The following is a 26,000-nucleotide window of genomic DNA, read 5'->3' as shown; positions in this document are numbered from 1 at the left end:
AAATTTTTCGTTTTCCTTTGTGTGAATTGTGATTAAAAATCAGTTTACCAACAGAGATGTTCTGCCTTGGTTACACTTGTTTTATGTAGGCATTATTTGAATGCATAATTCGATTGTTACTCCATTTTTAGGAATAAAAAAATGAATAAAGCATTACTCGCGTTAATCGTTGCACCGTTTTTCGCTTTATCAGCTGCAAATGCAGTTGCAAGCGATACTACAGACGCTTCAGCCGAAACGATTCAAGAGTTCACAGAAATGTGTATTAGCTGGGCTAAAGAAGACGACGTAAGCGATGAAGCAATTTATAACTATGTTTTAAAGTGTGTGAATGATGAACTAACATCTGAAGGCTATAACAAAGTCACTGCTGTTAAGATTTAATGAATAATTGAGCAGTTCAAACCTAAATTGGTTACATTTTAACTCTGTAAAATAAAAAATCAGGTTAAAAATGCCATTGCGATAGGTTTGATAATGCAAAAAAACCGGAACTGTCACAGGCTGTGCGTTCCGGTTTTTATTATTAAAGCGATGAATAATTAATTATTCATCATCTTTTTTTGGTTTGGCTTTAGCTTTACTTTTAGCTGGCGCTTTTTTAGCTGCAGCTTTCTTTTTAGGCGCAGCTTTTTTCTTAGCCTCTTCTACCCATTTACCACCCTCGTAATGGGCCGTCCAACCAGTTGCTTTACCATCAACTTCAGTCATCACATATTGGACTTTGTTTTTACGACTGTAACGCACAACAGCAAGGTTGCCATCAGGATCTTTGGCTGGTGCATCAGCTAGGTAGTAAAACTTAGGCGAAATACGATCTCTAAAGCGTTGTAACTCTTCTACTTTAGGAGCACGTGTTTCTCGTGATTTAGGGAACGTATTTGCAGCTAAGAAAATACCGGCCGCGCCATCACGTAATACAAAATAGGCTTCAGACTTTTCACATTCTAATTCAGGAATATGAACTGGATCTTCTTTTGGTGGCGCAGCTTCGCCATTTTTTAACAACTTGCGTGTGTTTTTACATTCATCGTTGTTACAACCAAAATACTTACCGAATCGACCTGATTTTAACTCCATATCAGCGCCACATTTATCACATTCGATAATAGGGCCGTCGTAGCCTTTAATTTTAAAGGTACCCTCTTCAACAACATGCCCCTGACATGCTGGGTTATTACCACACACATGCAATTTACGGGTTTCGTCGATAAGGTATGAATCCATCGCTGTTTCACAAATAGGACAGCGCTTCATTTGCATTAATGTTTCTGTTTCAACGTCTTCAACATCAGCTGCAACCGCTTCATCACCCGACACTAAATTCATAGTGGTAGTACAGCGCTCTTTAGGTGGCAGGTTATAACCTGTACAGCCTAAGAATACGCCCGTTGAAGCAGTACGAATGCCCATTTTTCTGCCACAGGTTGGACAGTCAATATCGGTTTCTACCATTTGATTAAGACGCATGCCGCCTTCATCTGGTTCGCCTTTAGCAATGTTTAACTGGGTTGAGAAATCAGCATAAAACTTATCGAGAACTTGCGTCCAAACACGCTCGCCTTCAGCGATATCATCTAAACGACCTTCCATTTTAGCGGTAAAATCGAAGTTCATTAAATCAGTAAAGTTTTCAACTAGGCGATCGGTAACAATTTCACCCATTTTTTCAGCGAAAAAGCGACGATTTTCTACTCGAACATAGCCACGGTCTTGAATAGTCGAAATGATAGACGCGTAAGTTGAAGGACGGCCAATACCACGTTTTTCAAGTTCTTTAACTAAGCTCGCTTCACTAAAACGTGCTGGCGGCTTGGTAAAATGCTGCTTAGGATCAAGCTCAACTAAGGTGAGAACTTCACCTTGCTTAACAGCAGGAAGTGATTGATCTTCTTCGTTCTTTTTACGCACTGCTGGCTGTACTTTTGTCCAACCATCGAAGCGAAGCACACGGCCTTTTGCCTTTAATGTGAAATCATTGGCGGCAACGGTTAATGTGGTTAAGTCGTATTCAGCAGGCACCATTTGACAAGCCACGAACTGACGCCAAATAAGCTCATAAAGCTTTTTAGCATCTGCATCCACACCTTCAACATGCCCTGAAAGTACCGATACGCTGGAAGGACGAATCGCTTCGTGCGCCTCTTGTGCATTACCCTTTGAGCTGTAATTAATTGGATCAGCAGGTAAATATTTTGCACCAAACTCATTGGTTACATACTCACGACACATCTCAACCGCATCTTTCGATAAGTTAGTAGAATCGGTACGCATATAGGTAATGTAACCACCTTCATATAGGCGCTGCGCAAGCATCATGGTCTTTTTAACGCCATAACCGAGTCGAGTACTGGCGGCTTGCTGCATGGTTGAAGTAATAAATGGCGCACTTGGGCGACTCTTACTTGGTTTTTCTTCAACGCTTACAACTTTGTATTCGGCATTCTCAAGGCTTTTAACTGCTGCTGTAGCTTGTGCTTCATTTACAGGCTTAAATGGCTTGTCTGCTTGTTTAGTGACTTCTAAACGTAAGTCAGACTCGCTATTTTTAACATCTGCATGAATATCCCAGAACTCTTCAGGAATAAACGCTTTAATTTCACGTTCGCGTTCTACCAATAAACGCACTGCAACAGATTGTACTCGTCCTGCAGATAAACCTCGTGCAACTTTAGCCCACAACAAAGGCGAGACCATAAAACCAACCACGCGGTCTAGAAAACGACGGGTCTGCTGTGCAAAAACCATATCGGTGTTCAATTCACCCGGTGTTTCAAACGCTTGTTGTATTGCATTTTTAGTGATTTCGTTAAACACAACGCGCTTATACTTTTCAGGTTCGCCACCAATAATTTCTTGAAGGTGCCAAGCAATAGCTTCCCCTTCTCTATCCAAATCCGTTGCGAGATAGATTTGATCAGCATTTTGGGCAAGCTTTTGTAATTCTTGAACAACCTTTTCTTTACCCGGCAATACTTCGTAATGTGGTTCCCACCCTTTTTCGGGATCGATGCCCATACGCGCGACTAAGTTAGAGTAGTCACGTTGCTGTTTATACGCTGCTTTCTCATCAGGTGGCATTTTACGAACCTCAGCAGGTGTTTTGCTTGCTGGTACTTTGTTTTTGCCCGATCCTGATGTAGGTAAATCTCGTACGTGCCCAATACTGGACTTAACGATAAAATCATTACCTAAGTATTTATTAATTGTTTTAGCCTTAGCAGGTGACTCTACAATTACTAGCGATTTGCCCATAGTTGCCTATTTCTAACCTAGTTTTTTAAATGTGTTTAGCCGACTCATGCGGCGCGAATATTTATAGGTATATCTACAAACACTAGTTCTTACAAGCTTTTAATACAAACTTTTCAGTATTTACTGAATAAACAAACAATTTCTGTTGTTAATTTAAACAAACCAGCGTTTTTTGAATAATTGATGTGGAATATATAGAATAGAAACAAAAATGCCAACCTTATTGGTTGGCATTTTTTATCCTTCACATATTTTAAACCTTAGGTTCGTCTAAAATCGACATCACGGTATATTGGGTTTTTACACCTCCTGGCGTTTCAAACTCAATGTATAAAAACCCAGAATCAACATCATTTGGCTCAGCCTCTTTAGTAATATTAACTGAAACAGAGATTGGCGTTTTTTGTGCTGTATTAACCACGGTGTAATCTGTTAACCCTCTTAATACACCATTGTCGGCAGTGACGCTCACTGTAGTACCCGCAGGCAGTGGATTGTTATGAATATCGCTGAAGAAAATAGTCACTGAAATCGCGCTGTAAGGTGTGGAATTGCTAATATCAATAAGGTTTATGTCACACATACCCGCCATATCAGAAGCTTCTAAGCGAATACCGTCACTTAAACTACAGTCATTTAAAGCCGTTACAGCTCTAATGTAAGGTGTACTACCTGACATAACTAACTCTGAACGAGCGCGTACATTAACTGTTTCACGAGTACACGCATTTGCAGCAAGGGCCTCATCACTACATAACAAGCCATTGTATATACCATCACCACTATCATACAGGCCATTATTTAATGGGCCTGAGCGTTCCACATACCACTCATCTTCACCACCATTAGAATCAACAGGGTTTGCTGGCGCTGGTAAATTCCCATCAAACACTCCATTTTCATTAAAATCTATAAAGGCTTCAGGTAAATCTTGTAAAGTTGAGTCAAACTCGTTTTGATTAAATTCACCGTTGGCAGATACATCATTAAATGACTCTTCACCCACAGAATAAGCAAGTAAGCTAACACGTCCACCTAGTGGGTAATCAATTGGCGAGTCATTAGGCGCATCAGTAAGTGCAATTGGATCGCCATTGCTATCTAGATAATTAATTAAGTTACCATTTGCGTCTAGTTGTGACTCTCTAATACCTAAAGAACAAGGTGCAGATTGTCCAAAATAACGGTCGCATTTATCTGCAACAGAATTATTATAAATGCTGTAATGGTATGGAATTGGATTTTGGCTACGCCACTGCGCTTTACACACACCGTCTGTGGTGCGACAAAGTAATAAAGGTGTAAATTGTTCATCATCAATAGTGCCAACTGCACCACCTTCACTGGCAATATAAATTGCCGTGTTATCTGGTACAAAATTATTAAAGTGATCGGCTGCAAATACGGTTAAGTCTGTAGTCACTCCTGCTTCATTTAATGACTCGGTATTAAAGGTTTGCACTGCAAGCGTAAAACTATCCTGATCTGGCACACCTGTGGTAATTGTAATGTCATTAGAGACAATAGAAATCACACTATTTTGTGAGTTATCATTACCATCAATCTGATGCGAAGCAATAACAGATAAAATACCAGCAGCTTTTCCTGAGCGAACGTTTACAGTCACTAGCCCTTCATTGTTGGTAAATTGAAATGCGCTATCTAATAAAGCACCACCGGGGTTTTGTGAAAGTGCAAAATCAATTTGCTTTTGACCCACTGGATTTCCATTTACATCTAAAAGCTTAAAGGTGAGTTCTGAATTCTCGGTCAAGGTTTGACCACCCGCTCCTTTAATAGCTAACACTTGATTAGTCGCCCCCATAAACGCAATTGAGCCAGTTTGAGCCGCAGCTACATTTATGTTTATAGTTTTTGTTGCAACATTACCGCCAGTAACTACGGTCGCGGTAATCGTATCTATACCATTACAGCCATCAGCTTTATAAGTTGCACTTGCCGTACCACCAATACTCGTTACCACATTATCGATAGTGGCCCTAGGAGTGGATTCTTCTGCGCAAGCAGAAGTGAATTGCACTTCCAGCGGAGTAGTAAATACATTATTACTACCGTCTACAATCTGAGCTGTAATAATCGTGGTAGAACCTGCAGATAGCACATCTCCGGTAGCAATACCTGCGCTTAAATTAACATTTACTTGAACAGCATTAATTTCAAATAAAGCACTCGCAACTCCACCCTGTGCGGTTAATTCAACTTGGCCAACGCCTGAGCTACTGCCAGGCAATAAATTTAAAATAGCGACACCAAACGCATCAGTTTTAGCTGTTAAGCTTTCTGGTAGTAAAATTCCTAGCGTGGTTGTCGCTTGAACCAGTACATTACTGGCTGGCGTATTACTACCAGGTTTTGTGATTTTTGCATAAACAATCGCTTGTTGCCCAAGTAAGTTGCTATTTTGTGAACAATCAGATGGATCAAGTTCTGTAGAATCTCTATCAATATTTAACCAACTATCAGGACAGTTTTGTAAGATTTTAATGTCAATATTTGCAGCAGAGTCATTAGATTGCGGCTCATCACCTGCGGTATAAAAACCGAGCTTACTTGTGGAGCCTTCGTAGCTGGCAACAATAGTTCCTGCTCCTTCAACACTGCCTGCACTGAGCTCAATAGTTGCAACACCACTTGTATTTGTTAATGCGCTTGCTGTAGCAGGTATGAAAGAGCCAAGTGTTGTAGTAAAACTAACTTCTTGACGAACAACAGGCTGTCCATCACTGTCAGTTACAGTCGCAACGACCTCAAGCGGATTGTTAGCGGTAACGATTCGATCTTCAAAATTAAGTTCAACTTGGGTATCTAGTACGGCATTGTCGCCTCCAGTATCCCCACCAACGGTTCCTGTCTCTTTCTCAAGTGAGCCACCACCGCCACAAGCAATGAGTAATGAGCTGAGCAATATAATGCTAAGCAAACGGGTTAAAGGCATATGTTTCTCCAATGCGCTATTACTAAGTTAAACTTATTTACTTAATGTTAACCTATAACTTAGTCTAAAATCTCAGATTTTTACTTCTTTTTGCGATAAAAATTTTTAAAAAGTTGACGTTTTTCCTGTAAAAAAAATTACATGCTGTTAGTCTATGCCAAATTTATAAAAAATAGATTGGAAATATGTCTAAAATCCGTTCAATGAGTTTAACTACTCGCATCATGATTGGTATGGTGCTTGGTGTTGCAGTAGGCTTTATATTTCAGGCTATATTAGCTGGTGAAGACGATTACCTAATCCCTCTTGGGTTATTCTCTTTGCCAATTAAAGCCTTTTTTGTTGATGGCCTTTTTCATGTAGGTGGGCAAATATTTATAGCTAGTTTAAAAATGCTAGTTGTTCCCTTGGTATTTGTATCCCTTGTGTGTGGTACTTGTAGTTTAAGCGATCCTAAAAAATTAGGCCGTTTAGGTGGAAAGTCGATTGGCCTATATTTGGTTACCACAGCGATAGCTATTACAGTGGCAATTACACTGGCGTTACTATTTAATCCAGGTGAAGGGATTGGGCTTCCTTCTCAAGCAAGCTACGACGCAAAAGAAGCGCCAACTTTAGCTCGCGTTATTATTGATATGTTCCCTACCAATCCTTTTGAAGCAATGGCAAAAGGTAATATGCTACAAGTTATTGTATTTGCTTTATTATTTGGTATTGCAATGGCGCTTAGCGGAAAGGCAGGTAAACGTGTCGCTACTGTATTTGAAGACTTAAACACCGTTATCTTAAAACTGGTTACTTTGCTAATGAATATTGCTCCTTACGGCGTATTCTTCTTAATGGCTAAGTTATTTACTACTATCGAGCTTAACTTAATTGTAAGCTTAGCTAAGTACTTTGGCGTGGTTGTTTTAGCCCTGTTATTGCATGCATTCGTAAACTACACCCTACTGCTAAAAATACTTACAGGCCTAAACCCGCTCACTTTCTTAGCTAAAATGAAGCACACCTGTTTATTTGCTTTTAGCACCTCAAGTTCAAGCGCAACTATGCCTATCACACTTGAAACTGCAACTAAGAAGCTAGGCGCTAATAACTCAGTGGCTTCATTTACTATTCCATTAGGCGCAACCATTAATATGGATGGCACTGCAATTATGCAAGGTGTCGCTACGGTATTTATTGCTCAAGTATTTAGTGTTGATTTAACTATTTCTGATTACTTAATGGTGATATTAACAGCAACGCTTGCCTCGGTTGGTACAGCGGGTGTTCCTGGTGTTGGCTTAATTATGCTAGCTATGGTACTTAACCAAGTAGGCCTACCGGTTGAAGGCATCGCAATTATAATAGGTGTTGATAGACTACTTGATATGACCCGCACCGCAGTAAATGTAACAGGTGACTGTATGGTAACCTGTGTAGTTGCTAAAAGTGAGGGTGAATTAGATGAAAGTATCTTTAACGACCCTAATGCAGCTAAAGACTTAGAAGACTATCACAAGTCAATTGACTAACCGCTTCTCTTGTTAGTTATAAAAAAAGCCTTGCTACTTTAAGTAACAAGGCTTTTTTATTGAGTTTTGTTATTAGGGATTTAACGCCTTAAATTTTGACATTAAACTTACACCTGCTTTATTCACTCCATGGCTAAGCCCTATTGCAAGCTTATCACTTAAACCTTTTTTAATTTTGTATTGAACCTTGTATATTTGATTCTGATGTTGCTGCTCTAACAATGCATCATCACTGGTTTTAATAGTATCAACCAACCCTTTTTCAATTGCTTGGGTTGCAAACCAATGTTCACCCGTTGCCACTAAGTCCATGTTCAAACTGGGACGCTGTGTGCTTACAAACGTTTTAAACAATACATGAGTTTGCTCTATCTCTTCACGAAACTTTTCACGGGCTTTATCGGTATTTTCACCAAATAACGTTAGCGTACGTTTAAATTCGCCCGCCGTAATTTGTTCAAAATCAACATCGTTCTTCTTTAATATTTTATTAAAGTTTGGAATTTGTGCAATAACACCAATAGAGCCAACAATTGCGAACGGCGCTGCAATAATATGATCAGCCACACAAGCCATCATGTAGCCACCACTGGCAGCGACTTTGTCTATTGATACGGTTAACTCAATACCAGCTGACTTAAAACGTTGTAATTGTGATGCGGCTAAACCATAGCCATGTACCACGCCGCCACCACTTTCAAGACGAACTAACACTTTGTCCTTTTTAGGGTCCGCGATTGAAATAATCGCAGTCACTTCTTCGCGTAAACTCTCTACTTCATGTGCATCCATGCTGCCGTTAAAGTCAATAACATAGAGTCGTGATTTAGGCTCTTCTTTTTCAGCTTTTTTTTGCTCTATTTTTTGTTGCTTTTGATAGGCTTTTAGCTCTTTTTTACCTAGCGTATTATTTAAAAAGCTTTCTTTTATATTAGTAAGCTGCTCTGATAAGTCATCTATTTCTATCTCACCTTTTTTTGCTTTTGGCTTAACAGCCGAGCTTACAATTAAGGTTAAAATCACAGCGATAGCAATAACAAAGGTAATGGTTTTAGCAAAAAACAAACCGTACTCGTATAAAAATTCCAACTGTATTCTCCGTTTATAAATTTCAGCCAATTTAGCATGCTTTAAAATAAAAAAAAGCCACTATACAGTGGCTTTTTAGACTTAATTGGGTGGTTGATTATTAATTAGTCACAATATCAGTATCTGATACAGATAATAAACGTCCACGCGATGCTAGATAAGTTGCAATTTGCAATTGCATTTCTGCATTAGCTGCTGCGCTGCCCGCTGCTGTAGACGACTGTCTTTCATCTTGCGCCGGTGTTAATACCGAGCCATGATGACCTGTGTTAAATTTAACTAAATAGCTAGAGCCCATCTCTGTTGGTGCTTGAGATGTACTCACTGTTTCTAACCCCATGAAGTTAGCTAGAGGCAGTGTACCTGCAATTGGGTTGTTAGCAGTCATCGGCGGAATAACTTGGTCTGGCTTGTTACTATCAGTGCCATCACCAACAACAACATTCATATACACAGGTGTTTCTAGTGCTTTAACGGTTGCTGCGTAGTTAGTCGGATCGCCGCTATCTAATGCTGTTTGTGCTGCAAATACAAACTGCGTCATCACGCCCTTGATGTTAGCCAGTTTATCAGCTTCTCCCGCCATCGTTAGCGATGCTGCAAATTCATTAAAGCCACAGCTTAAGAAGTCCTGCATGTCTGGTAACAAGGCGCCACAGTTTGATAACGCACCAGCATTTAAGAATGCATTAAACTCGTCAGCTTCAGCAGTTCCAGCTTGAGAAAGTACAGAGCCTTGAATAAATGGACCAAACGCGGCTGACTCTAATAAGAAGCTAGCAATACCGCCACCGCCACTTGCCAATGCAACAGCATTAACTTTAAATAGTGGGTCTACTTGATCAGCCAATGGGCTATTCGCTTGTGCAATAAATGCAGGCGCTACAATTGAGCCCAGTGAATGGCCAATATAAGATACATCTCTAGAATTGAGTGAACTATCACCACTGAAGTTTAAGCCTAAACGTAAACCAAGTAAGTCAGCACTTGACTGGCGTAAGCTGTCTCTAGCGACCAATAACGAGCTTAGGTTCATGTAACTAAGTACAGAGCCTGATGTTGCGTTAAAGTCATCTGTGCCATCAACATCAACATCTATTCCACGCTCGCCATGACGAGGATGGTCAATTGCAACCGTTGCAAAGCCTTGAAGTGAAAGCTGTGCTGTTAGTGTCAACATGCTTTCTTTTTGTGTGGTAATACCGTGTTGCATAATAACCACTGGCCAGCCATTTTCTGGCATAGCAGCAAAAGGCTCTAAACCTAAGCCTGTTCGGTACGCATTAACAACCGGTAAAATAGGCTTAGTAATTTGTACTGGCACAGTCGCCATACTTTGCATTTTAGGAATAACGTTATACTTGGTTAAATGACGCGTGCTATCTAAACCTAAATCACGAAGCTGTCCATCACTTAACGCTGCACATGTTGCATCGTTAACGCTAATAGGATCAGTTGGGAACGCTTCACCCGCTTGCGCTTTATAACCCATGATAGCCACTGCGTTATCACACATACCTTGCCAGTAAGTATCATTTAAATCACTGATTTCTTTACCCTTCGGCGTACCTAAATACATAGGTAACTGAATACTGCCCTTTTGGTACTGTGCTACTTGGAATACGTCAGGCACCGTTACACCTTGTATTGCAAACGCTTGTTGTACATTAGCCATAGGCTGTGTTGGAATTTGCAACGCAGGCGTTGGAATTGTTGGCTCTGTTAAGCTTGCCGCTAAAATCTTTTTGATTGTGCCAAGCACAGGACCTGCTGATTGCATCGTCATCGCGGCTGAAAAAATAATATCGTCTTTGGTGATATCACCCGAGCTCACCACTACGTTTTCGTAGCTATTAACAGCCCCTTGCAGCGCAAGCTGTGATGGTGTTACTAACGGAGCTTCTTGTTTAACAGTCGCATACGTTGATGATGGCTCAATTGAGCGACCTTCTGAATCTTTAAGCCCAGTCGTTAATACATTAATGTACGAGCTACCAGCCTTAAATGGCTTAAGTGGAATAATTGCAACCCCGTCTCCAGAGCCTTGTGTAACAAAATCAACACCAAAGGTTAATTCGCCCACTAATTTACATGCAGCACCGGCTGGTGCTTGTGAGCATTCGGCATCTGTTAGGCTTGCACCCATGATCACTTCAAAAATACGTACTGAGCCTGGTGAAGCTGCAGACGTTTCATCTAGGCTAATGCCCGGTGGAAACGTTAAATCTATTTTAAAAGGAACTTGCGTAGACCAGCCATCAAGTGCCCCTAGTGCAAGTTGCGGATCCGCATACGCAGCGCGAGGGATAGAAACATTTTCGTCATTTAGCTCACCAGGAATGTTTAATGTGCCATCGCGCGTACCGCTCATCAATAAATCATTAGGAACCGAAATTACACCATTTGCAGGGTCAAATTTTACCGTAGCTTTTGGAATAACTGTAACTGAATCGTTTTTAACATCTTCTAACGTTTCTCCGCCGCCACAGCCTGCTAATGCAGCTGCAACTGAGAGCGAGAGTAGCATTTTTTTCATAGTGTTCTCCGCACAAATCTTATTTTTATAGTGTGTTTATAGTCAGTGTAATTAAGTTAAAATAATGTAGCTAGTATATTAATGAGACATTAGACCAGTTAAACTTAACGTAAACTTTCTAGTTTCGCCACCTAAATTTGTAATAAATTCGATTACTTGTCGATTTGCTATGTTAAAATCAAAAAAAATTTAAACATTGGTACTTTTATGCATACCTATCAAGCAACTGAAAACGCACTTAAAGACAAAGTAATTTTGATAACAGGCGCAGGTGATGGTATCGGCCGTGTTGCAGCAATTACTTATGCTAAACATGGTGCAACCGTTATTTTATTAGGAAAAACAACTAATAAACTAGAATGTGTGTATGACGAAATCGTCAATGCAGGCTACCCACAGCCAGCGATTGTGCCTATGGACTTAAAAGGTGCAACTAAACAAAACTACCGCGACCTTGCTGCAACTATCGAAAGTCAATTTGGCTGCCTTGATGGACTATTAAATAACGCTGGTATTTTAGGTACTTTAGGGCCGTTGGAGCACTTTTGTTCATCAACATTCGAAAATGTAATGAAAGTAAACGTAACTGCACAAGCGATGATCACCAAAGCGTTGTTCCCTGTAATGCGTAAGTCAAAAAGTGCTTCAGTGGTATTTACCTCATCGGGTGTAGGTCGTAAAGGAAGAGAATTTTGGGGACCTTACGCTATTTCTAAGTTTGCGGTAGAGGGTATGATGCAAACATGGGCGTGTGAAGTTGAAAAAACGCCAATCCGTGTTAACTGCATCAATCCAGGCGCAACACGTACATCAATGCGTGCAAGTGCATTTCCAGGTGAAGATCGTGATTTACTAGCAACACCTGAAGATTTAATGCCAACTTACCTGTATTTAATGAGTGATGACTCAAAAAATATCAATGGCCAATCGTTAGACGCACAAGCTAAAAAGTAATATTTAGTTTTAAACGTAAAAAAGCCGCTATAAAAAGCGGCTTTGTTGTTTTATGCTTTAATTACTTACGTTTAGTCGGTTTTACACGTTGATTGTGCTTTTTAACCGCCTTGCGAATTTGGTTTATTTTAGCGCGCTTGTCTTTACGCTTTTCAGGAATAACAGACAGCTTAGTTTGTGTTTCTTTGCCAAGCTTTACTGTTTTACGTAAATAGTTAACTGTATCTAAATCATACTCAATCCAGCCACCTTGCGGTACGCGCTTATCAAGCTCTAATTTACCGTAACGAATACGAATAAGACGTGATACTTCCACATCTTGTGATTGCCATAAACGACGCACTTCACGGTTACGACCTTCGTTAAGCGTTACATTATACCAACGATTAATACCTTCACCGCCCATAGGCTTGATACCAGTGAACTTTGCGGGGCCATCTTCAAGTTCTACGCCACGCAGTAAGTTTTTCATTGTTTCGTCAGTGACTTCACCAAATACACGTGCTGAATATTCGCGTTCAACTTCATAGCTTGGGTGCATTAAGCGGTTTGCCAATTCACCGTCATTGGTAAACAGCATTAGGCCTGAGGTATTCACGTCTAATCGGCCTACTGCTATCCAGCGATCGCCATCAATACGAGGTAAGCGGTCAAAAACGGTTCTACGGCCTTCAGGGTCTTTACGCGTACTTAACTCACCCTCTGGTTTGTTATACATAATTACACGACAAATTCTGTCTGCTTTTTCTTCTATTTTAACGGTATGGCCGTCAACACGAATTAAATCGGTTTCTTCAACCCTGTCGCCTAACTTAGCTACTTTACCGTTTACACTCACACGATTTGCATCAATGTATTTTTCCATTTCACGGCGTGAGCCTACGCCTGCACGGGCTAGGACTTTTTGTAACTTTTCACCTTGTATACTCATTCGGATGGTTCTCTCACAGAAGGATCACTTAATAACTGGGTAATTTTACTTTGCTGTTGCTCTGGCAATGCGGGTAAATCATGAAGTCCCGTTATCGAAAAATAATCTAAAAATTGTTTAGTCGTTGCATAAAGTGCCGGTTTACCGGGTACTTCTTTATGCCCAACTACTTTAATCCACTCTCTTTCAAGCAGAGTTTTAATAATATTTGAGCCAGTTGCTACACCCCGCACTTGCTCAATTTCACCACGGGTAATGGGTTGCTTGTATGCAATTAACGACAGGGTTTCGAGTAAAGCTCTCGAGTATTTAGGGGCACGTTCTTGCCATAAATTACTCAACCATGGGCTTAAACTACTGCACGCTTGAAAACGATAGCCACTGCCTACCTCAACCAAACGTATTCCACGCGTCTGATAGTGAACTTGAATGGCCTCTACAGCATCATTAATGCGCGCCATAGAAATTGCTAAGTCGTTTAAAACCGTGTCCTTAAGATGACGTTTTGATACGGGCTTGCCTGCCACAAAAATCGCCGCTTCAATGATTTCAATTAATTGTTCATCACTAATTCGCCGACCAACCATAATCACTCTAAAGTTAATAAAAACACACAGCCATCTATTATGACAGAACAACGGCAAACTAGGAAAACATATTAATAAAATAACATTTTATAGGTATAAAAAAGCCAGTGAAAAACACTGGCTTGGTATCAAATGTATTTAATAATGTAATTTAGCTATTTTTAAATTGCTCAAGTGCATCGTCCTCTGCAACAGAATCACCATGCTTTTGGATATAGCTATTAAACTCTTTTTTACTTACTCGTTTATCTTTATTGCTGTCCATGTAACCAAAATGATTTGAAATATCATCATCGTCAGCTTCAGAAACTGAAATAAAACCGTTGCTATCATTATCTAAGCTTTTAAAGTCATTTTCTATTTTATCAAACTTCGCAATATCAGCCTTAAATGCAGACTCACTCACTTCACTATCTGTAGCAACTTTCCCAGCATTTAGCTGCATATAAGCATCATATTCATTACGGCTTATTTGATTATCCATATTTGTATCTATATTTGAAAAGTGCTGCCAAATACTATCATCGTCGGCTTCTGTTTTAGAAATAAAGCCATCGCTGTCGTTATCTAAGCTTGCAAAATCACTGTCGATTTTTTCTAAACCTTGATTTGAAGAACAAGCGGCTAAACTCAATGCGGCTAAAACAGTAGAAGCTATCGTTAATTTTTTCATCAGACGTATCCTTGTATTAATAAATTTCAAATCTAGTAATACAAATACGATGCCAAAAAATAAACTATTAAAATCAAACAATTAACCAAGAACAACTTCTATAACGATATTTAATAATGCAATTTTTGCAAGCTACTCTGGTAATTTTTGCAAAAAAAAAGCTCGGTAAGAACCGAGCTATTTATATCTAATACGGTAATTTAGATTGCAGCGTTTTGGTAACGCTTAACAAAATCAGTAACGCTTTGGCCATTACACTTTAATGAATTTAAGTTACCAATTTGCTTACGTACTGGTTGTAAGCCTTGCTTTAATGCAGTCATACATAACTGTGTTTCTTGGTGTGAATCTTTTGCAAATACTTCTACTTTAGACACAACTGATTGCGTTGCTGCTTCTTTTTTTGCAATGTCACGGATGTCTTGACCGTTACATAGGATACTTTTTGAATAACGCGATAAATATACACCGTGCTTTGCTGCCATTTTACGAGCAGCCGAAAACCCCTCATTGGCGCTTACTACACATAAGTTAGACTCTAATTTGTTGTCTTGGCTGTAATACGTATTGCTTTGCGCAGTAGCAGTTACAGAAACAAAAAGAGAGGCGGCTAAAAGTAATTGAGTTTTCATCAGGTAGTCCTATTTGAACGAGTTAAACAAACGATTTTTGCGCATTATATAGACAACTTTTAACATATCAATTGAATATTTTATTTATTTTATTATTTAATATTGCATTTACAATGTTTAAACATTAAGCAAAAATTGATCAACATTTGTGCAGCTATTTTCTCGTTTCAGTCATGTTATGTCGCTCCAAATACTGATACAATTTAGCTAACAATGAAAATAAATTTGAAGGTAAACTTTATGAAAGTGATTTCTTTTAATATCAATGGCCTGCGTGCTCGCCTACATCAGTTACAAGCTATTATTGATAAACACCAGCCAGATATTATTGGTCTTCAAGAGATAAAAGTGCACGATGAAGCATTTCCGCTAGACGATGTACAAAAAATGGGTTATCACGTTTATTTTCATGGACAAAAAGCGCATTACGGTGTGGCAATGTTATGCAAAAAAGAGCCTAAGTCGGTATTAAAAGGCTTTTCCACCGACACAGATGAGTCGCAAAAGCGAATGATCAGCGTTACCGTAGAGCAAGAAAATGGCCGTGACCTGCATGTCATGAATGGCTACTTCCCGCAAGGCGATAATATCAACCACGAAACTAAATTCCCTTATAAACGTCAATTTTATCAAGACTTAATGACTCACCTAAATAGTCATTACACGCCTGATCAAGATGTAATTGTAATGGGCGATATTAATATCTCTCCAACCGATTTAGATATTGGTATTGGTGAGGTAAACGCAAAACGCTGGTTAAAAACCGGAAAATGTTCATTTCAACCCGTTGAGCGTGAATGGCTAGCAACGTTATTAAACTGGGGCTTTAAAGACACCTTTAGGGAGCAAAACCCAGAAACTAACGATCAATACTCATGGTTTGACTACCGCTCTAAGGGTTTTGTTGATAATCGTGGCCTAAGGATTGATGTGGTTCTGGCAACGCATGACTTAGCAGCTCGCTGTATCGACACCGGTATAGATTACGAATTACGTGCTATCGACAAGCCTTCAGATCATGCGCCTATTTGGTCTGAGTTTAATTAACGATTATGCTAAGTGTGCAATTACAGGCATTACTGTGGATTGGTGTTATTGTTATTGGCTTTTTAAGTGTTAATAAATCAACATACGCCAATTTATTTAATACGCCAGCTAGGCAAACTGGCGTGTTTGCCTGCGCGCTGGTGCTCGCTTTACTATGGCGTATAAAAGCCGGTATTTTACCTGGGCTTGATCTTCATATATTGGGCATTACTGCTGTTACGCTGATTTTAGGCTGGCGTCTGGCTATTTTAAGTTGTGTATTAGCAACAGCCCTGCTAACTGCTTTTGGACAAATAGCATTCGAGCTGATTGCGGTAAAATTACTAATAAGTGCGTTTATTCCAGTATTATTAAGCTACTTTGTATTTATGCTTTGTTACCACTACTTAGCGCGGCACTTTTTTATCTATATATTTGTTTGTAGCTTTTTAACGGCTGGTGTCGTTGCTTGCGTTAACATTATACTCGGGGGTGTTTTTTATTACGCAATTGGCGAATATAATTGGCATCAGCTAACAGAAAACTACATTTATCTCAGTCCTATTTTAGCGTTTCCTGAAGCAATGCTAAACGGTATGGCAATAACTGTTATGATCACCTATCGCCCGCACTGGGTAAAAACTTTTTTTGATAAGGACTATTTAGGCTCATGAGTCTTCATTACCATTGCCCTATTTGCAAACTTCCATTGGCACTTAATGAAAAAACATTACGTTGTGATAATAATCACAGCTTTGATTTTGCCAAAGAAGGCTATGTAAACTTACTCCCCGTGCAAAATAAAAACTCTAAACAGCCCGGTGACTCTTTAGAAATGGTACAAGCAAGGCGTTCTTTTTTAGAGCAAGGCCATTATGCATTTTTACAGACAGCCTTAGCTAATTTAGTCAAACCGCTCAATGCAAATATAGTGATTGATTTAGGGTGTGGCGAGGGATTTTACACCCATGCTATAGCAAATAACACGCAAGCTACTGTGTATGGTGTTGATATATCTAAGTCGGCGGTAAAATACGCAGCAAAACGATACAAACAATGTCAATTTAGCGTGGCATCAATAAGCCACGCGCCCTTTAATGATCACCTTGCTGATGTGTTAATTAGCGTGTTTGCCCCTTTGTTTGACGATGAACTTTCTCGCCTTGTTAAAGAGGATGGCTGTTTAGTGGTGGCAAGCCCTGGGCCTATGCACCTCAAAGAGTTGAAAAAATATATCTATAATACGGTAAATGAACATACTGAAGTTGCTACGCCAACAGGCTTTAAACAATCATCGCAACAGCTCATTACAGAGCAAGTGTCACTCACATTTAGCGACGTAAGAAATTTAATAATGATGACACCCTTTGCATGGAAGTTCAGACCCGAGCATTGGCAGGCACTTGAACAAAAACAGCATCATAAGGTTACCTTGTCATTTTATATTAGCCAGTTTGTTAAAACTGCTCTTTAGTAAAGTTTTTATCCATTTTATCAAACATGTCTTTTAACAATTCAGCAAGCTCCAAATAGCGGGGCTTGTTTTTCCCCATTTGTGCGTCGTAACCGTTGGCGATCATTTTTGCAAACAACTCGTTGTACCATTGCAGCATAGCGGGTTCTAATTCTGTTTGCGCACGTTTACCTAGCCATAAAAGCCCTTGTAACGGCAAGGAGATAAAAAATAGACTACTGGCAATAGCTTGAGGTAAAAAATCAGGGCCTAAATAATTAAGCTGAAAAAACAAAGTTAGCATGGCTAAAATAGGCATTACTGTAATCGCAAGCTCGGTTGCTCTGATCACTTTAAACTCGGCAAATAATGGCGCGACCTCTTTACGCATAGGCCATGTTTTAGCATAAGCGCGCCCTAATTGAACTTGTGATATCACACTTTTTTGCATTATAAATCCTCACAATCACGGAATTTAACACTTGTAAAAGCATCTTGCTTATAAAAGTGTAACACAACTCTCACTTTATCGGTAAAAATGCTTAATTTCATTAGTAAAACTCACAAAAAGCATAAATTATTAAAAGAATTCCACAAAGCCCTTTTAATAAAGTCAACTACACTTTAGTCTATACCCATTTAAGCCTACAATGCTTATATATCAACCAAGTGTACTGATTAATATTTAAATGGAAAATGAATCTATGCCAACTCTCCCAAAAAAACCAAACCATGTTTTGGTACTTAATTGTGGAAGCTCAAGTTTAAAGTTTGCAATTATTGATGCAAACACAGGAAAAGACATTATTTCAGGTTTAGCTGAGCGCCTAGGTGCAGATGCTCCCTCAATAAAATATAAATTTAAGGGAGAAAAGACCACCATTAAACTTGCTGCTAATCAGGCACACGCGCATGCCATTGATACGCTGGTTGATTTAATAAAAGATCACAATCTTGATGAGCAACTAGTTGCTGTTGGTCATCGTGTTGTGCATGGCGGTGAGCATTTTACCCAATCAGTATTAATTGACGAACGCGTTATTGCAGGTATCACGCAAGCAGCCACGCTAGCACCTTTGCATGGCCACGCTAACTTGCTGGGTATTTCATCAGCGCAAGCATCATTTAAAAACTTACCGCAAGTAGCCGTGTTCGATACGGCATTTCATCAAACAATGGATGAAGTCGCTTATCTTTATGCCCTTCCTTATCAGCTTTATAAAGACTTTGGTGTTAGGCGCTATGGTTTTCATGGCACCAGCCATTTTTATGTCGCAGGACAAACTGCGAAGTTATTAGCACTTCCCATTGAAAACAGTAACTTTATTAGCGCTCACTTAGGCAACGGCTGTTCAGTGTGTGCGATTAAAAATGGCAAAAGTGTTGATACCAGCATGGGGTTAACCCCGCTTGAAGGGCTTGTTATGGGTACGCGCTGTGGTGACATTGATCCGGGCCTATTTAACTTTTTAACCACGCAACTCGATTACACTGCTCAGCAAATTGATGACTTACTCAATCAAAAAAGTGGTTTATTAGGCATAAGCGAGTTGTCTAACGATTGTCGCACCATAGAAGAAGCAGCTATTGCAGGCAACCAGCAAGCTATGCTGGCACTTAATATGTTTTGTTACCGCCTCGCAAAACAAATAGCCGCTTACATGGTTCCGCTGCAACAGCTAGACGCAGTTATTTTTACCGGCGGTATTGGCGAAAATTCCGATATTATCCGTGATAAAGTACTTAAACAATTGGCCTTTTTAGGTATTAATTTAGACCCACAAGCAAACCTTGATGCACGTTTTGGCCAAGCTGGGTTAATTAGTACAGCTGATTCACGTAGCAAAGCGGTTGTTATGCCCACTAACGAAGAATGGGTGATCGCACTTGATGCCGCAAACATCACCAAGGAGTTATAATATGGCTCGTCGTATTATGTTGATCCCCGTTTCTACTGGGGTTGGTTTAACCTCAGTATCGGTGGGTTTGGTAAGGGCGCTGGAACAGAAAACTGTTAAAGTTAATTTTTTTAAACCTATAGCCCAACCACGCGCGGGTGAAACAGGCCCAGAAAAGTCAACACAAATTGTTACCCAAGGCTCACCTATTGATCCACCTACGTCATTTGCGCTGGATTACGCCGAGCAAATGATTGGCGATGGCAAAGGCGATGACCTGCTAGAAGAAATTGTAGAGCGTTTTCAAAGTAAAATTAACGATGATGAAGTGGCTATTATTGAAGGCATGGTGCCTACCCGTCGCCAACCATATGCGGGGAGAGTAAATCGCGAAATCGCACAAACTTTAGGGGCGGATATCGTTTTTGTACTTACCCCTGGCAATTACAACATTACTCAAATTGAAGACCGACTAGAAATAGCCGCTGGCAACTATGGTGGCATTGACCACCCTCGCGTGCTTGGCTGTATTTTTAATAAAGTGAACGCCCCCCTTGATGAGGAAGGTCGAGCTCGCGCCGATTTAGTCGATACCTATAAGCCAGAAGCGCTTGATAACGAATTAAACCGCTTAGCTTCTTTACCTATTTTTAGAAAAAACCCGTTTATGTTACTCGGCGCTATTCCGTGGGATTTTGAACTGGTTGCCCCACGTGTTAAAGATTTAAGTGCCTATTTAAAAGCCACTATTATCAACGAAGGCGATATGGTGCACCGCCGACTCAGACGAATTACATTTTGTGCCCGCACGGTATCCAATATTTTAAATTATTTTACGCCAGGTGCGTTATTGGTAACCCCAGGCGATCGCTCAGATATACTCGTTGCCGCTTGCTTATCGGCCATGAATGGCACAAAACTAGGTGCAATTTTACTTACCGGTGGTTTTGAGCCTGAGCCGCGCATTATGGCGCTATGCGAACAAGCTATGCAAACTGGTCTGCCAATTTTGGCAACCGAGGGCGATACCTGGCGCACTTCTTTATTGCTGCATAACTTTAACCTAGAAGTGCCTAGCGACGATGAACAACGCATAGAAAAAGTAAAAGACCACAACGCTGCACATATCGATTCTGATTGGCTGGACACATTAGCAAAAAGTGTGGGAAAAACCCGCAAATTATCCCCCCCGGCCTTTAGGTATTTATTAACCGATAAAGCACGTAAAGCGGATAAAACGATTGTACTGCCTGAGGGTAACGAGCCTCGTACCATTAAAGCCGCTGCTATTTGTGGCCAGCGCGGCATTGCTAAAACAATTTTACTTGGCGATCGCGATGAAATATTTCGAATCGCGGAGCAACAAGGGATTGAACTGAACGAGCATGTGACTGTAATAGAGCCAACTAGTATTATTAACGACTACGTGGCACCTATGGTCGAAATTCGTAAAAACAAAGGCTTAACTGACGTTATTGCAAAGGAACAACTGCAAGATAACGTGGTACTGGGCACCATGATGCTAGAGCAAGGAAAAGTAGATGGGCTGGTTTCAGGGGCAGTCAATACCACGGCCAATACCATTCGCCCGCCTTTACAGCTGATTAAAACCGCACCGGGTTCATCATTAGTCTCGTCGGTATTTTTTATGTTATTGCCTGATCAAGTGCTTGTTTATGGTGACTGTGCTATTAATCCTGATCCTAATGCTGAACAACTAGCCGATATTGCAATTCAATCTGCCGATTCTGCTGCCGCATTTGGCATAGAACCTCGTGTAGCAATGATAAGTTACAGCACGGGTAATTCGGGCAGTGGCGCTGATGTAGAAAAAGTCCGCGAAGCAACAAAAATTGCCCAACAAAAGCGCCCAGATCTCATTATCGATGGGCCATTGCAATACGATGCGGCCATTATGGAAAGTGTAGCTATTAAAAAAGCGCCAGATAGCCCGGTTGCCGGTAAAGCAACCGTGTTTATTTTCCCTGATTTAAATACGGGTAATACCACCTACAAAGCAGTGCAACGAAGTGCCGATTTGATCAGTATTGGTCCTATGTTACAAGGGATGCGCAAACCTGTTAACGACTTAAGCCGTGGCGCATTAGTTGACGATATTGTGTATACCATTGCTTTAACAGCCATTCAGGCGGCGCAAGTAGAAGCGCTTAATTAAGGCCTGTAATTAACATGCCCTTTTTATAGCCTAGCCATTTTTTATTTAGTAATTAACTGGTTAGGCTATTTATACCTCACAACCCCCAAGCTTATCCACAGAAATTGTGGACAATTATTTTTTAGCTAATAAAAATATAGCACTGCCTAAACTTGAGCCTTTAATTTAGCTTCAATACTCTATACTATAAAGCTATTATTTTGCTGCTGGCGATACGTTTAATGTCAAAACAAACATTACAATTACACAGCACCGTGTTATCTATTCATAGTTTAGCCCTTGATGCTGACATACCGCCTGCGCTGTTAAAACAACCGTTATTTTTTATCTCAAAAACGCATGATGAACTGTCAGTTGTTTGCCCTGTCGACTTTATTATTGATAGCCAAGATACTGAATCTAATTGGCAAGCACTGGAAGTGATAGGCCCTTTAGGATTTTCGTTAACTGGCATTATGGCAAATCTGTCAGGCGTATTAGCCAGAGCTGGCGTGTCCATTTTTTCGATATCGACCTACGATACCGACTATATTTTAGTAAAAAACAAACGGTCACCAAAGCAATTACAGCCCTTAAAGCCGATGGCTACAACGTGGTAACTGAATAAATAATGAAATCTGAAGACGTTAGCTATTTAACTAAAAATAAAATTGGCCGAAACGCGATACAAATCACGAGTCCGTTCAGTGGTAAAGTGATGCCAATGGAAGAGCATCCACAACCCTTTTTTCGTTTTGGCACACTCGGCCCAGGTATTGTTGTTAGCTTATCGAGTCATAAAGTATTAGCGCCCTTTAATGGCACCTTACTGCAAGTAAAAAGTGCCGGTTGTGAATTTATTTTAAAAGCCAACAACGGCTTAAAAGTATTAATAAATCTAGCGGTGCCCGATTCACAAACTCTTACGCATACTCATATTGCTCAGCTTAACGGCAGCAAAATAACCAAAGGCCAACGCCTTGCCTATTTTGATTTACGTGAGCTCGACTCGCCTATTTTAGCCAGCCTTATAATTCTCAATGGCCATAATTTAGGCACTTTTCATTATTCTCACCCGCAAGTTAATGCCGGTGTAGATACCTTATTAACTATTATTAAAAAGAAGTAGATTTATGATCACTCTCTATGGCATTAGCAACTGCGATACAATTAAAAAAGCAAAAAAATACTTAAGCGATAACGACATTGCATTCACTTTCCACGACTATCGCAAAGACGGCGTTAATAACGACATGGTAAGCGACTTTGCAGAACATATTGATTGGGAACAATTGGTTAATAAACGTGGCACAACGTACAGAGCGCTCACTGATGAGCAAAAACAAAGCTTAACTAAACAAACCGCTATAGATCTACTCGTTGAACAACCGGCGATGATCAAACGTCCTGTTCTTGTTAATAACGGGCAATATCACTTAGGCTTTAAAGCAGCACAATACGATGAGATTTTTAAATAATGACCCATCCAGTAATTACCCTAGCCCAAGCCTTAATTCAGCGAGAGTCGGTTACACCTGAAGATGCCGGGTGCCAACATATGATGAATGAACGCCTAAGCGCCATTGGCTTTGATATTGAATCGCTATTTTTTACCGATACCCTAAACACATGGGCACGAAAAGGCACGCAATCACCGCATTTTTGTTTTGCCGGTCATACTGATGTGGTGCCCACTGGGCCTGAAAAAAACTGGCAGCACCCACCTTTTGCAGGCCTAATTGAAGACGGCTTATTACATGGCCGTGGCGCTGCCGACATGAAAGGCTCATTAGCGGCGATGATTGTGGCAACCGAACGCTTTGTGACTAAGCATCCAGATCACAAAGGTTCCATTTCGTTTTTAATTACCTCAGATGAAGAAGGCCCGTTTATTAACGGCACCACGCGCGTGATAGATACTTTAGAGGAGCGCGGTGAAAAAATAGACATGTGCCTTGTAGGTGAACCCTCTTCTCGCGATGTACTCGGTGATGTGGTTAAAAATGGCCGCCGTGGTTCACTCACGGGGTTTTTAACTATAAAAGGCGTGCAAGGTCATGTGGCCTATCCACATTTAGCACAAAACCCAATTCATTTAGCCACGCCAGCTTTAACCGAGTTAAGCCAAACTGTGTGGGATATGGGTAATGACTTTTTTCCAGCCACCAGCTTTCAAATCTCTAATATTAATGGCGGTACGGGCGCAGGCAATGTGATCCCTGGGGAGCTAGAGGTACAATTTAATTTTAGATTTAGTACCGAAGTTACTCATCAACAACTACAACAAAAAGTAAATGCCATTTTACAAAAACACAATTTAAATTATGAACTCAATTGGATTGTGAATGGCTTGCCGTTTTTAACCGATCACGGCCCATTGGTTGATGCCACCGTAGCCGCCATTAAATCGGTAACGGGGTTAACCACTAACTTAGAAACAACAGGTGGCACCTCAGATGGTCGTTTTATCGCACAAACGGGTGCTAAAGTTATTGAATTAGGGCCACGTAATGCCACTATTCATAAAGTGGACGAGTGTGTTAGCACCGACGACCTAATCGCGCTGGCCGATATTTACGAACAAATATTAGAGCACCTGTTAACTTAATGACTGCAAATAAAGAACTCATACAATGCATCACTGGCCAAAGTGATGCACATTTAGTTGCCATACAAAATCACTTTTTGCATGCCGATATTGTAAATGACTTTATTGCACTGCAAACAGCGGCTTCATCAGCAGGCTTTGATTTATGTATTGCATCAAGTTTTCGGGATTTTAACCGTCAATCAGCTATTTGGAACGCTAAATTTTCCGCTAAGCGGCCGGTATTAAACAAAGCGCAGCAACACGTTGATATTAATTCGCTCAGTGATATTGATAAATGCATTGCCATTATGCTTTATTCTGCGCTACCGGGGGCGAGTCGCCATCATTTAGGGACTGATTTAGATATTTACGATAAAAGCGCAGTGAGTGACGATTATGTTTTGCAATTGAGCCCTAATGAATATCAGCAAGGTGGGCCTTTTGCTAAACTAAGCCAATGGCTAGACACTCATCTAGCAGAATTTGGATTTTATCGACCTTACCAGTACGACTTGGGCGGGGTAGCTCCTGAGCTTTGGCATATTAGCCACATAGCGCAATCAGCGCAGCTTATTGGTCACCTTACGCCAGAAGTGTTGCACGACTGCATTAAACACAGTGATTTATTAGGTAAAGACGCTATTTTAACCCACTTACCTGCGTTGTATGAACGCTTTGTGATCAATGTAAGTCCACCAGCTAAGCAGTTTTAGTCTTTTTATTTAAAGTAAAAACTAATACCGCTAGTAAAATGATACTGCTGGGGAGCATAAATTGTACAGTTAATGTCTCTGATAAAAACACTGCCCCTGCAATAGCCGCCAAAACGGGTACGCATAACTGCACTATGGCTGCATGCGTGCTCTTTAATAGTGGCATAGCCACATACCAAATACTGTACCCTACGCCAGATGCGATGGCACCTGAGGCTATTGCAAGTAACGCCCCTTCGATACGTATATTTTTAAGCTGGCTCATTCCCACCACAATTAAAATAGGTAGCACTAATAAACTACGAATAAAATTAAAGGCAGTGGCTCTTAGCGGCGACACACACGCCTTGCCACGAATACTGTAAATTCCCCACGCAATGCCACTTATACTCATTAATAATGCAGCCATCAACGGTGGTGCTGTCTGTGAGGGCACCATTAAGTAAACAAATGCCGCAAACGCCACTATAAATGCAAGCCATTGCACAGCACTTAAACGCTCTTGTTTATATATGCCCCAGCCAATCATTGTAAATTGCACCGCCGAGAATAAAATAAGCGCCCCCATGCCGGTATCAAGCTCGATATAAGCAACAGAAAAACACAGCGCATATATCAATAAGCTAGCACTGCTTCGCCAACTGCCAGTATCGTTAATAATAGGATTACTTAACTGCGCTTTTTTATTTAACTGCCTAGTATAGAGCAGCATAATAATGGTCAAACACACTGCCCCGCTCAGTAACCTAATAACGGTAAAATTCCACGCATCAATGTAGCCTTGCGCCAACGCTAACCGACATAATAACGAATTTGCAGCAAAGGCAACTAACGCGATAATAGTAAACAGTGTTGCTTTCAAATTAATTCCTAACGTATTGATAAATATGTACCGTACTTATATACCGATTAAATTAACGTCCAATGTTGTAAACGTTACCATGGTTATTTTTTAAATGATAAAGTTTTTATTAAGGGTTTTTGTTCTATGTTTATACACTACGCTTTTTTACAATCTTTCACACTTGTATTTAT

At 40.4% G+C, this 26,000-nt stretch carries 22 protein-coding genes and 1 pseudogene; 13 read left to right on the top strand and 10 right to left on the bottom strand.

The features are described 5' to 3' along the window. Positions 1-141: 141 nt before the first annotated feature. Positions 142-384, top strand: coding sequence for a hypothetical protein (locus PSM_RS06775; protein WP_010389786.1), 243 nt, complete (start codon positions 142-144; stop codon positions 382-384). A gap of 162 nt (positions 385-546) precedes the next feature. On the opposite strand, the gene topA is transcribed toward PSM_RS06775, so the two are convergent. Both topA and PSM_RS06765 read right to left on the bottom strand, forming a co-directional pair. Further along, positions 547-3,255 carry a type I DNA topoisomerase gene (gene topA / locus PSM_RS06770; RefSeq protein ID WP_013464804.1) on the bottom strand — a complete coding sequence of 903 codons (2,709 nt, stop codon included), beginning with the start codon at positions 3,253-3,255 and terminating at the stop codon, positions 547-549. A gap of 253 nt (positions 3,256-3,508) precedes the next feature. Continuing rightward, on the bottom strand, positions 3,509-6,211 hold the full coding sequence (locus tag PSM_RS06765; protein ID WP_013464803.1) for an Ig-like domain-containing protein: 2,703 nt from the start codon (positions 6,209-6,211) through the stop codon (positions 3,509-3,511). A gap of 185 nt (positions 6,212-6,396) precedes the next feature. Between PSM_RS06765 and PSM_RS06760 the strand changes: the two genes are divergently transcribed. Further along, a complete protein-coding gene (locus PSM_RS06760; protein ID WP_013464802.1) occupies positions 6,397-7,728 on the top strand; it encodes a dicarboxylate/amino acid:cation symporter in 1,332 nt (443 codons plus the stop codon). A 72-nt stretch (positions 7,729-7,800) separates the two neighbouring features. Here PSM_RS06760 and sohB read toward each other — a convergent pair whose 3' ends face one another. After that, a complete protein-coding gene (sohB, locus tag PSM_RS06755) occupies positions 7,801-8,817 on the bottom strand; it encodes a protease SohB (protein WP_013464801.1) in 1,017 nt (338 codons plus the stop codon). A gap of 100 nt (positions 8,818-8,917) precedes the next feature. Continuing rightward, the gene (locus tag PSM_RS06750; protein ID WP_013464800.1) at positions 8,918-11,353 is read right to left on the bottom strand and encodes a VolA/Pla-1 family phospholipase; all 2,436 of its coding nucleotides are present in this window, start codon (positions 11,351-11,353) and stop codon (positions 8,918-8,920) included. 207 nt (positions 11,354-11,560) lie between these two features. Here PSM_RS06750 and PSM_RS06745 point away from each other — a divergent pair, with 207 nt between their 5' ends. After that, the gene (locus tag PSM_RS06745; protein WP_013464799.1) at positions 11,561-12,307 is read left to right on the top strand and encodes a YciK family oxidoreductase; all 747 of its coding nucleotides are present in this window, start codon (positions 11,561-11,563) and stop codon (positions 12,305-12,307) included. A 61-nt stretch (positions 12,308-12,368) separates the two neighbouring features. Here the strand turns inward: PSM_RS06745 and rluB are convergent, their stop codons facing one another. The 4 genes from rluB to PSM_RS06725 form a co-directional block, all read right to left on the bottom strand. Continuing rightward, complete coding sequence (gene rluB, locus PSM_RS06740) at positions 12,369-13,238, bottom strand: 23S rRNA pseudouridine(2605) synthase RluB (protein WP_008110001.1); 870 nt, start codon at positions 13,236-13,238, stop codon at positions 12,369-12,371. Next, a complete protein-coding gene (gene scpB / locus PSM_RS06735) occupies positions 13,235-13,825 on the bottom strand; it encodes an SMC-Scp complex subunit ScpB (RefSeq protein ID WP_013464798.1) in 591 nt (196 codons plus the stop codon). The genes rluB and scpB overlap by 4 nt, the downstream gene beginning before the upstream one ends. A gap of 151 nt (positions 13,826-13,976) precedes the next feature. Continuing rightward, positions 13,977-14,498, bottom strand: coding sequence for an EF-hand domain-containing protein (locus tag PSM_RS06730; RefSeq protein WP_013464797.1), 522 nt, complete (start codon positions 14,496-14,498; stop codon positions 13,977-13,979). Positions 14,499-14,698: 200 nt separating this feature from the next. Beyond that, complete coding sequence (locus PSM_RS06725; RefSeq protein ID WP_013464796.1) at positions 14,699-15,130, bottom strand: hypothetical protein; 432 nt, start codon at positions 15,128-15,130, stop codon at positions 14,699-14,701. A gap of 240 nt (positions 15,131-15,370) precedes the next feature. On the opposite strand from PSM_RS06725, the gene xthA reads away from it, so the two are divergent. The 3 genes from xthA to rlmA are packed head-to-tail and all read left to right on the top strand — an operon-like array spanning position 15,371 to position 17,630. Further along, positions 15,371-16,177: an exodeoxyribonuclease III gene (gene xthA / locus PSM_RS06720; protein ID WP_013464795.1), complete on the top strand. Its 807-nt coding sequence runs from the start codon at positions 15,371-15,373 to the stop codon at positions 16,175-16,177. Positions 16,178-16,182: 5 nt separating this feature from the next. Then, complete coding sequence (locus tag PSM_RS06715; protein WP_013464794.1) at positions 16,183-16,830, top strand: energy-coupling factor ABC transporter permease; 648 nt, start codon at positions 16,183-16,185, stop codon at positions 16,828-16,830. Then, positions 16,827-17,630: a 23S rRNA (guanine(745)-N(1))-methyltransferase gene (gene rlmA / locus PSM_RS06710; protein ID WP_013464793.1), complete on the top strand. Its 804-nt coding sequence runs from the start codon at positions 16,827-16,829 to the stop codon at positions 17,628-17,630. Before PSM_RS06715 ends, rlmA begins: the two co-directional genes overlap by 4 nt. Here rlmA and yfbV read toward each other — a convergent pair. After that, on the bottom strand, positions 17,614-18,060 hold the full coding sequence (yfbV, locus tag PSM_RS06705) for a terminus macrodomain insulation protein YfbV (protein ID WP_013464792.1): 447 nt from the start codon (positions 18,058-18,060) through the stop codon (positions 17,614-17,616). The two genes, rlmA and yfbV, sit on opposite strands and share 17 nt — an antisense overlap. Before the next feature lie 253 nt (positions 18,061-18,313). Between yfbV and PSM_RS06700 the strand changes: the two genes are divergently transcribed. The 7 genes and pseudogenes from PSM_RS06700 to PSM_RS06670 all read left to right on the top strand — a co-directional run bounded on the left by PSM_RS06700 (position 18,314) and on the right by PSM_RS06670 (position 24,965). Beyond that, positions 18,314-19,528 (top strand): acetate kinase, encoded by a 1,215-nt coding sequence (locus PSM_RS06700; protein ID WP_013464791.1) that lies wholly within the window; start codon positions 18,314-18,316, stop codon positions 19,526-19,528. 1 nt (position 19,529) lies between these two features. Continuing rightward, positions 19,530-21,683 (top strand): phosphate acetyltransferase, encoded by a 2,154-nt coding sequence (pta, locus tag PSM_RS06695; protein WP_013464790.1) that lies wholly within the window; start codon positions 19,530-19,532, stop codon positions 21,681-21,683. 221 nt (positions 21,684-21,904) lie between these two features. Continuing rightward, positions 21,905-22,290: pseudogene (locus PSM_RS06690) on the top strand (ACT domain-containing protein). A gap of 3 nt (positions 22,291-22,293) precedes the next feature. Next, entirely contained in the window at positions 22,294-22,791 is a 498-nt protein-coding gene (locus PSM_RS06685; RefSeq protein WP_013464788.1) for a PTS glucose transporter subunit IIA, read from the top strand. 4 nt (positions 22,792-22,795) lie between these two features. Further along, entirely contained in the window at positions 22,796-23,140 is a 345-nt protein-coding gene (locus PSM_RS06680; protein ID WP_013464787.1) for an ArsC family reductase, read from the top strand. Next, a complete protein-coding gene (gene dapE, locus PSM_RS06675) occupies positions 23,140-24,270 on the top strand; it encodes a succinyl-diaminopimelate desuccinylase (RefSeq protein ID WP_013464786.1) in 1,131 nt (376 codons plus the stop codon). Before PSM_RS06680 ends, dapE begins: the two co-directional genes overlap by 1 nt. Then, on the top strand, positions 24,270-24,965 hold the full coding sequence (locus tag PSM_RS06670) for a M15 family metallopeptidase (protein ID WP_013464785.1): 696 nt from the start codon (positions 24,270-24,272) through the stop codon (positions 24,963-24,965). The genes dapE and PSM_RS06670 overlap by 1 nt, the downstream gene beginning before the upstream one ends. Here the strand turns inward: PSM_RS06670 and PSM_RS06665 are convergent. Continuing rightward, the gene (locus PSM_RS06665; protein WP_013464784.1) at positions 24,952-25,827 is read right to left on the bottom strand and encodes a DMT family transporter; all 876 of its coding nucleotides are present in this window, start codon (positions 25,825-25,827) and stop codon (positions 24,952-24,954) included. The genes PSM_RS06670 and PSM_RS06665 overlap by 14 nt on opposite strands. Positions 25,828-26,000: the final 173 nt, after the last annotated feature.

This window comes from Pseudoalteromonas sp. SM9913, assembly GCF_000184065.1.
Taxonomy (GTDB): Bacteria; Pseudomonadota; Gammaproteobacteria; order Enterobacterales; family Alteromonadaceae; genus Pseudoalteromonas; species Pseudoalteromonas tetraodonis.
This window is presented reverse-complemented; position numbering and strand designations above follow the sequence as displayed.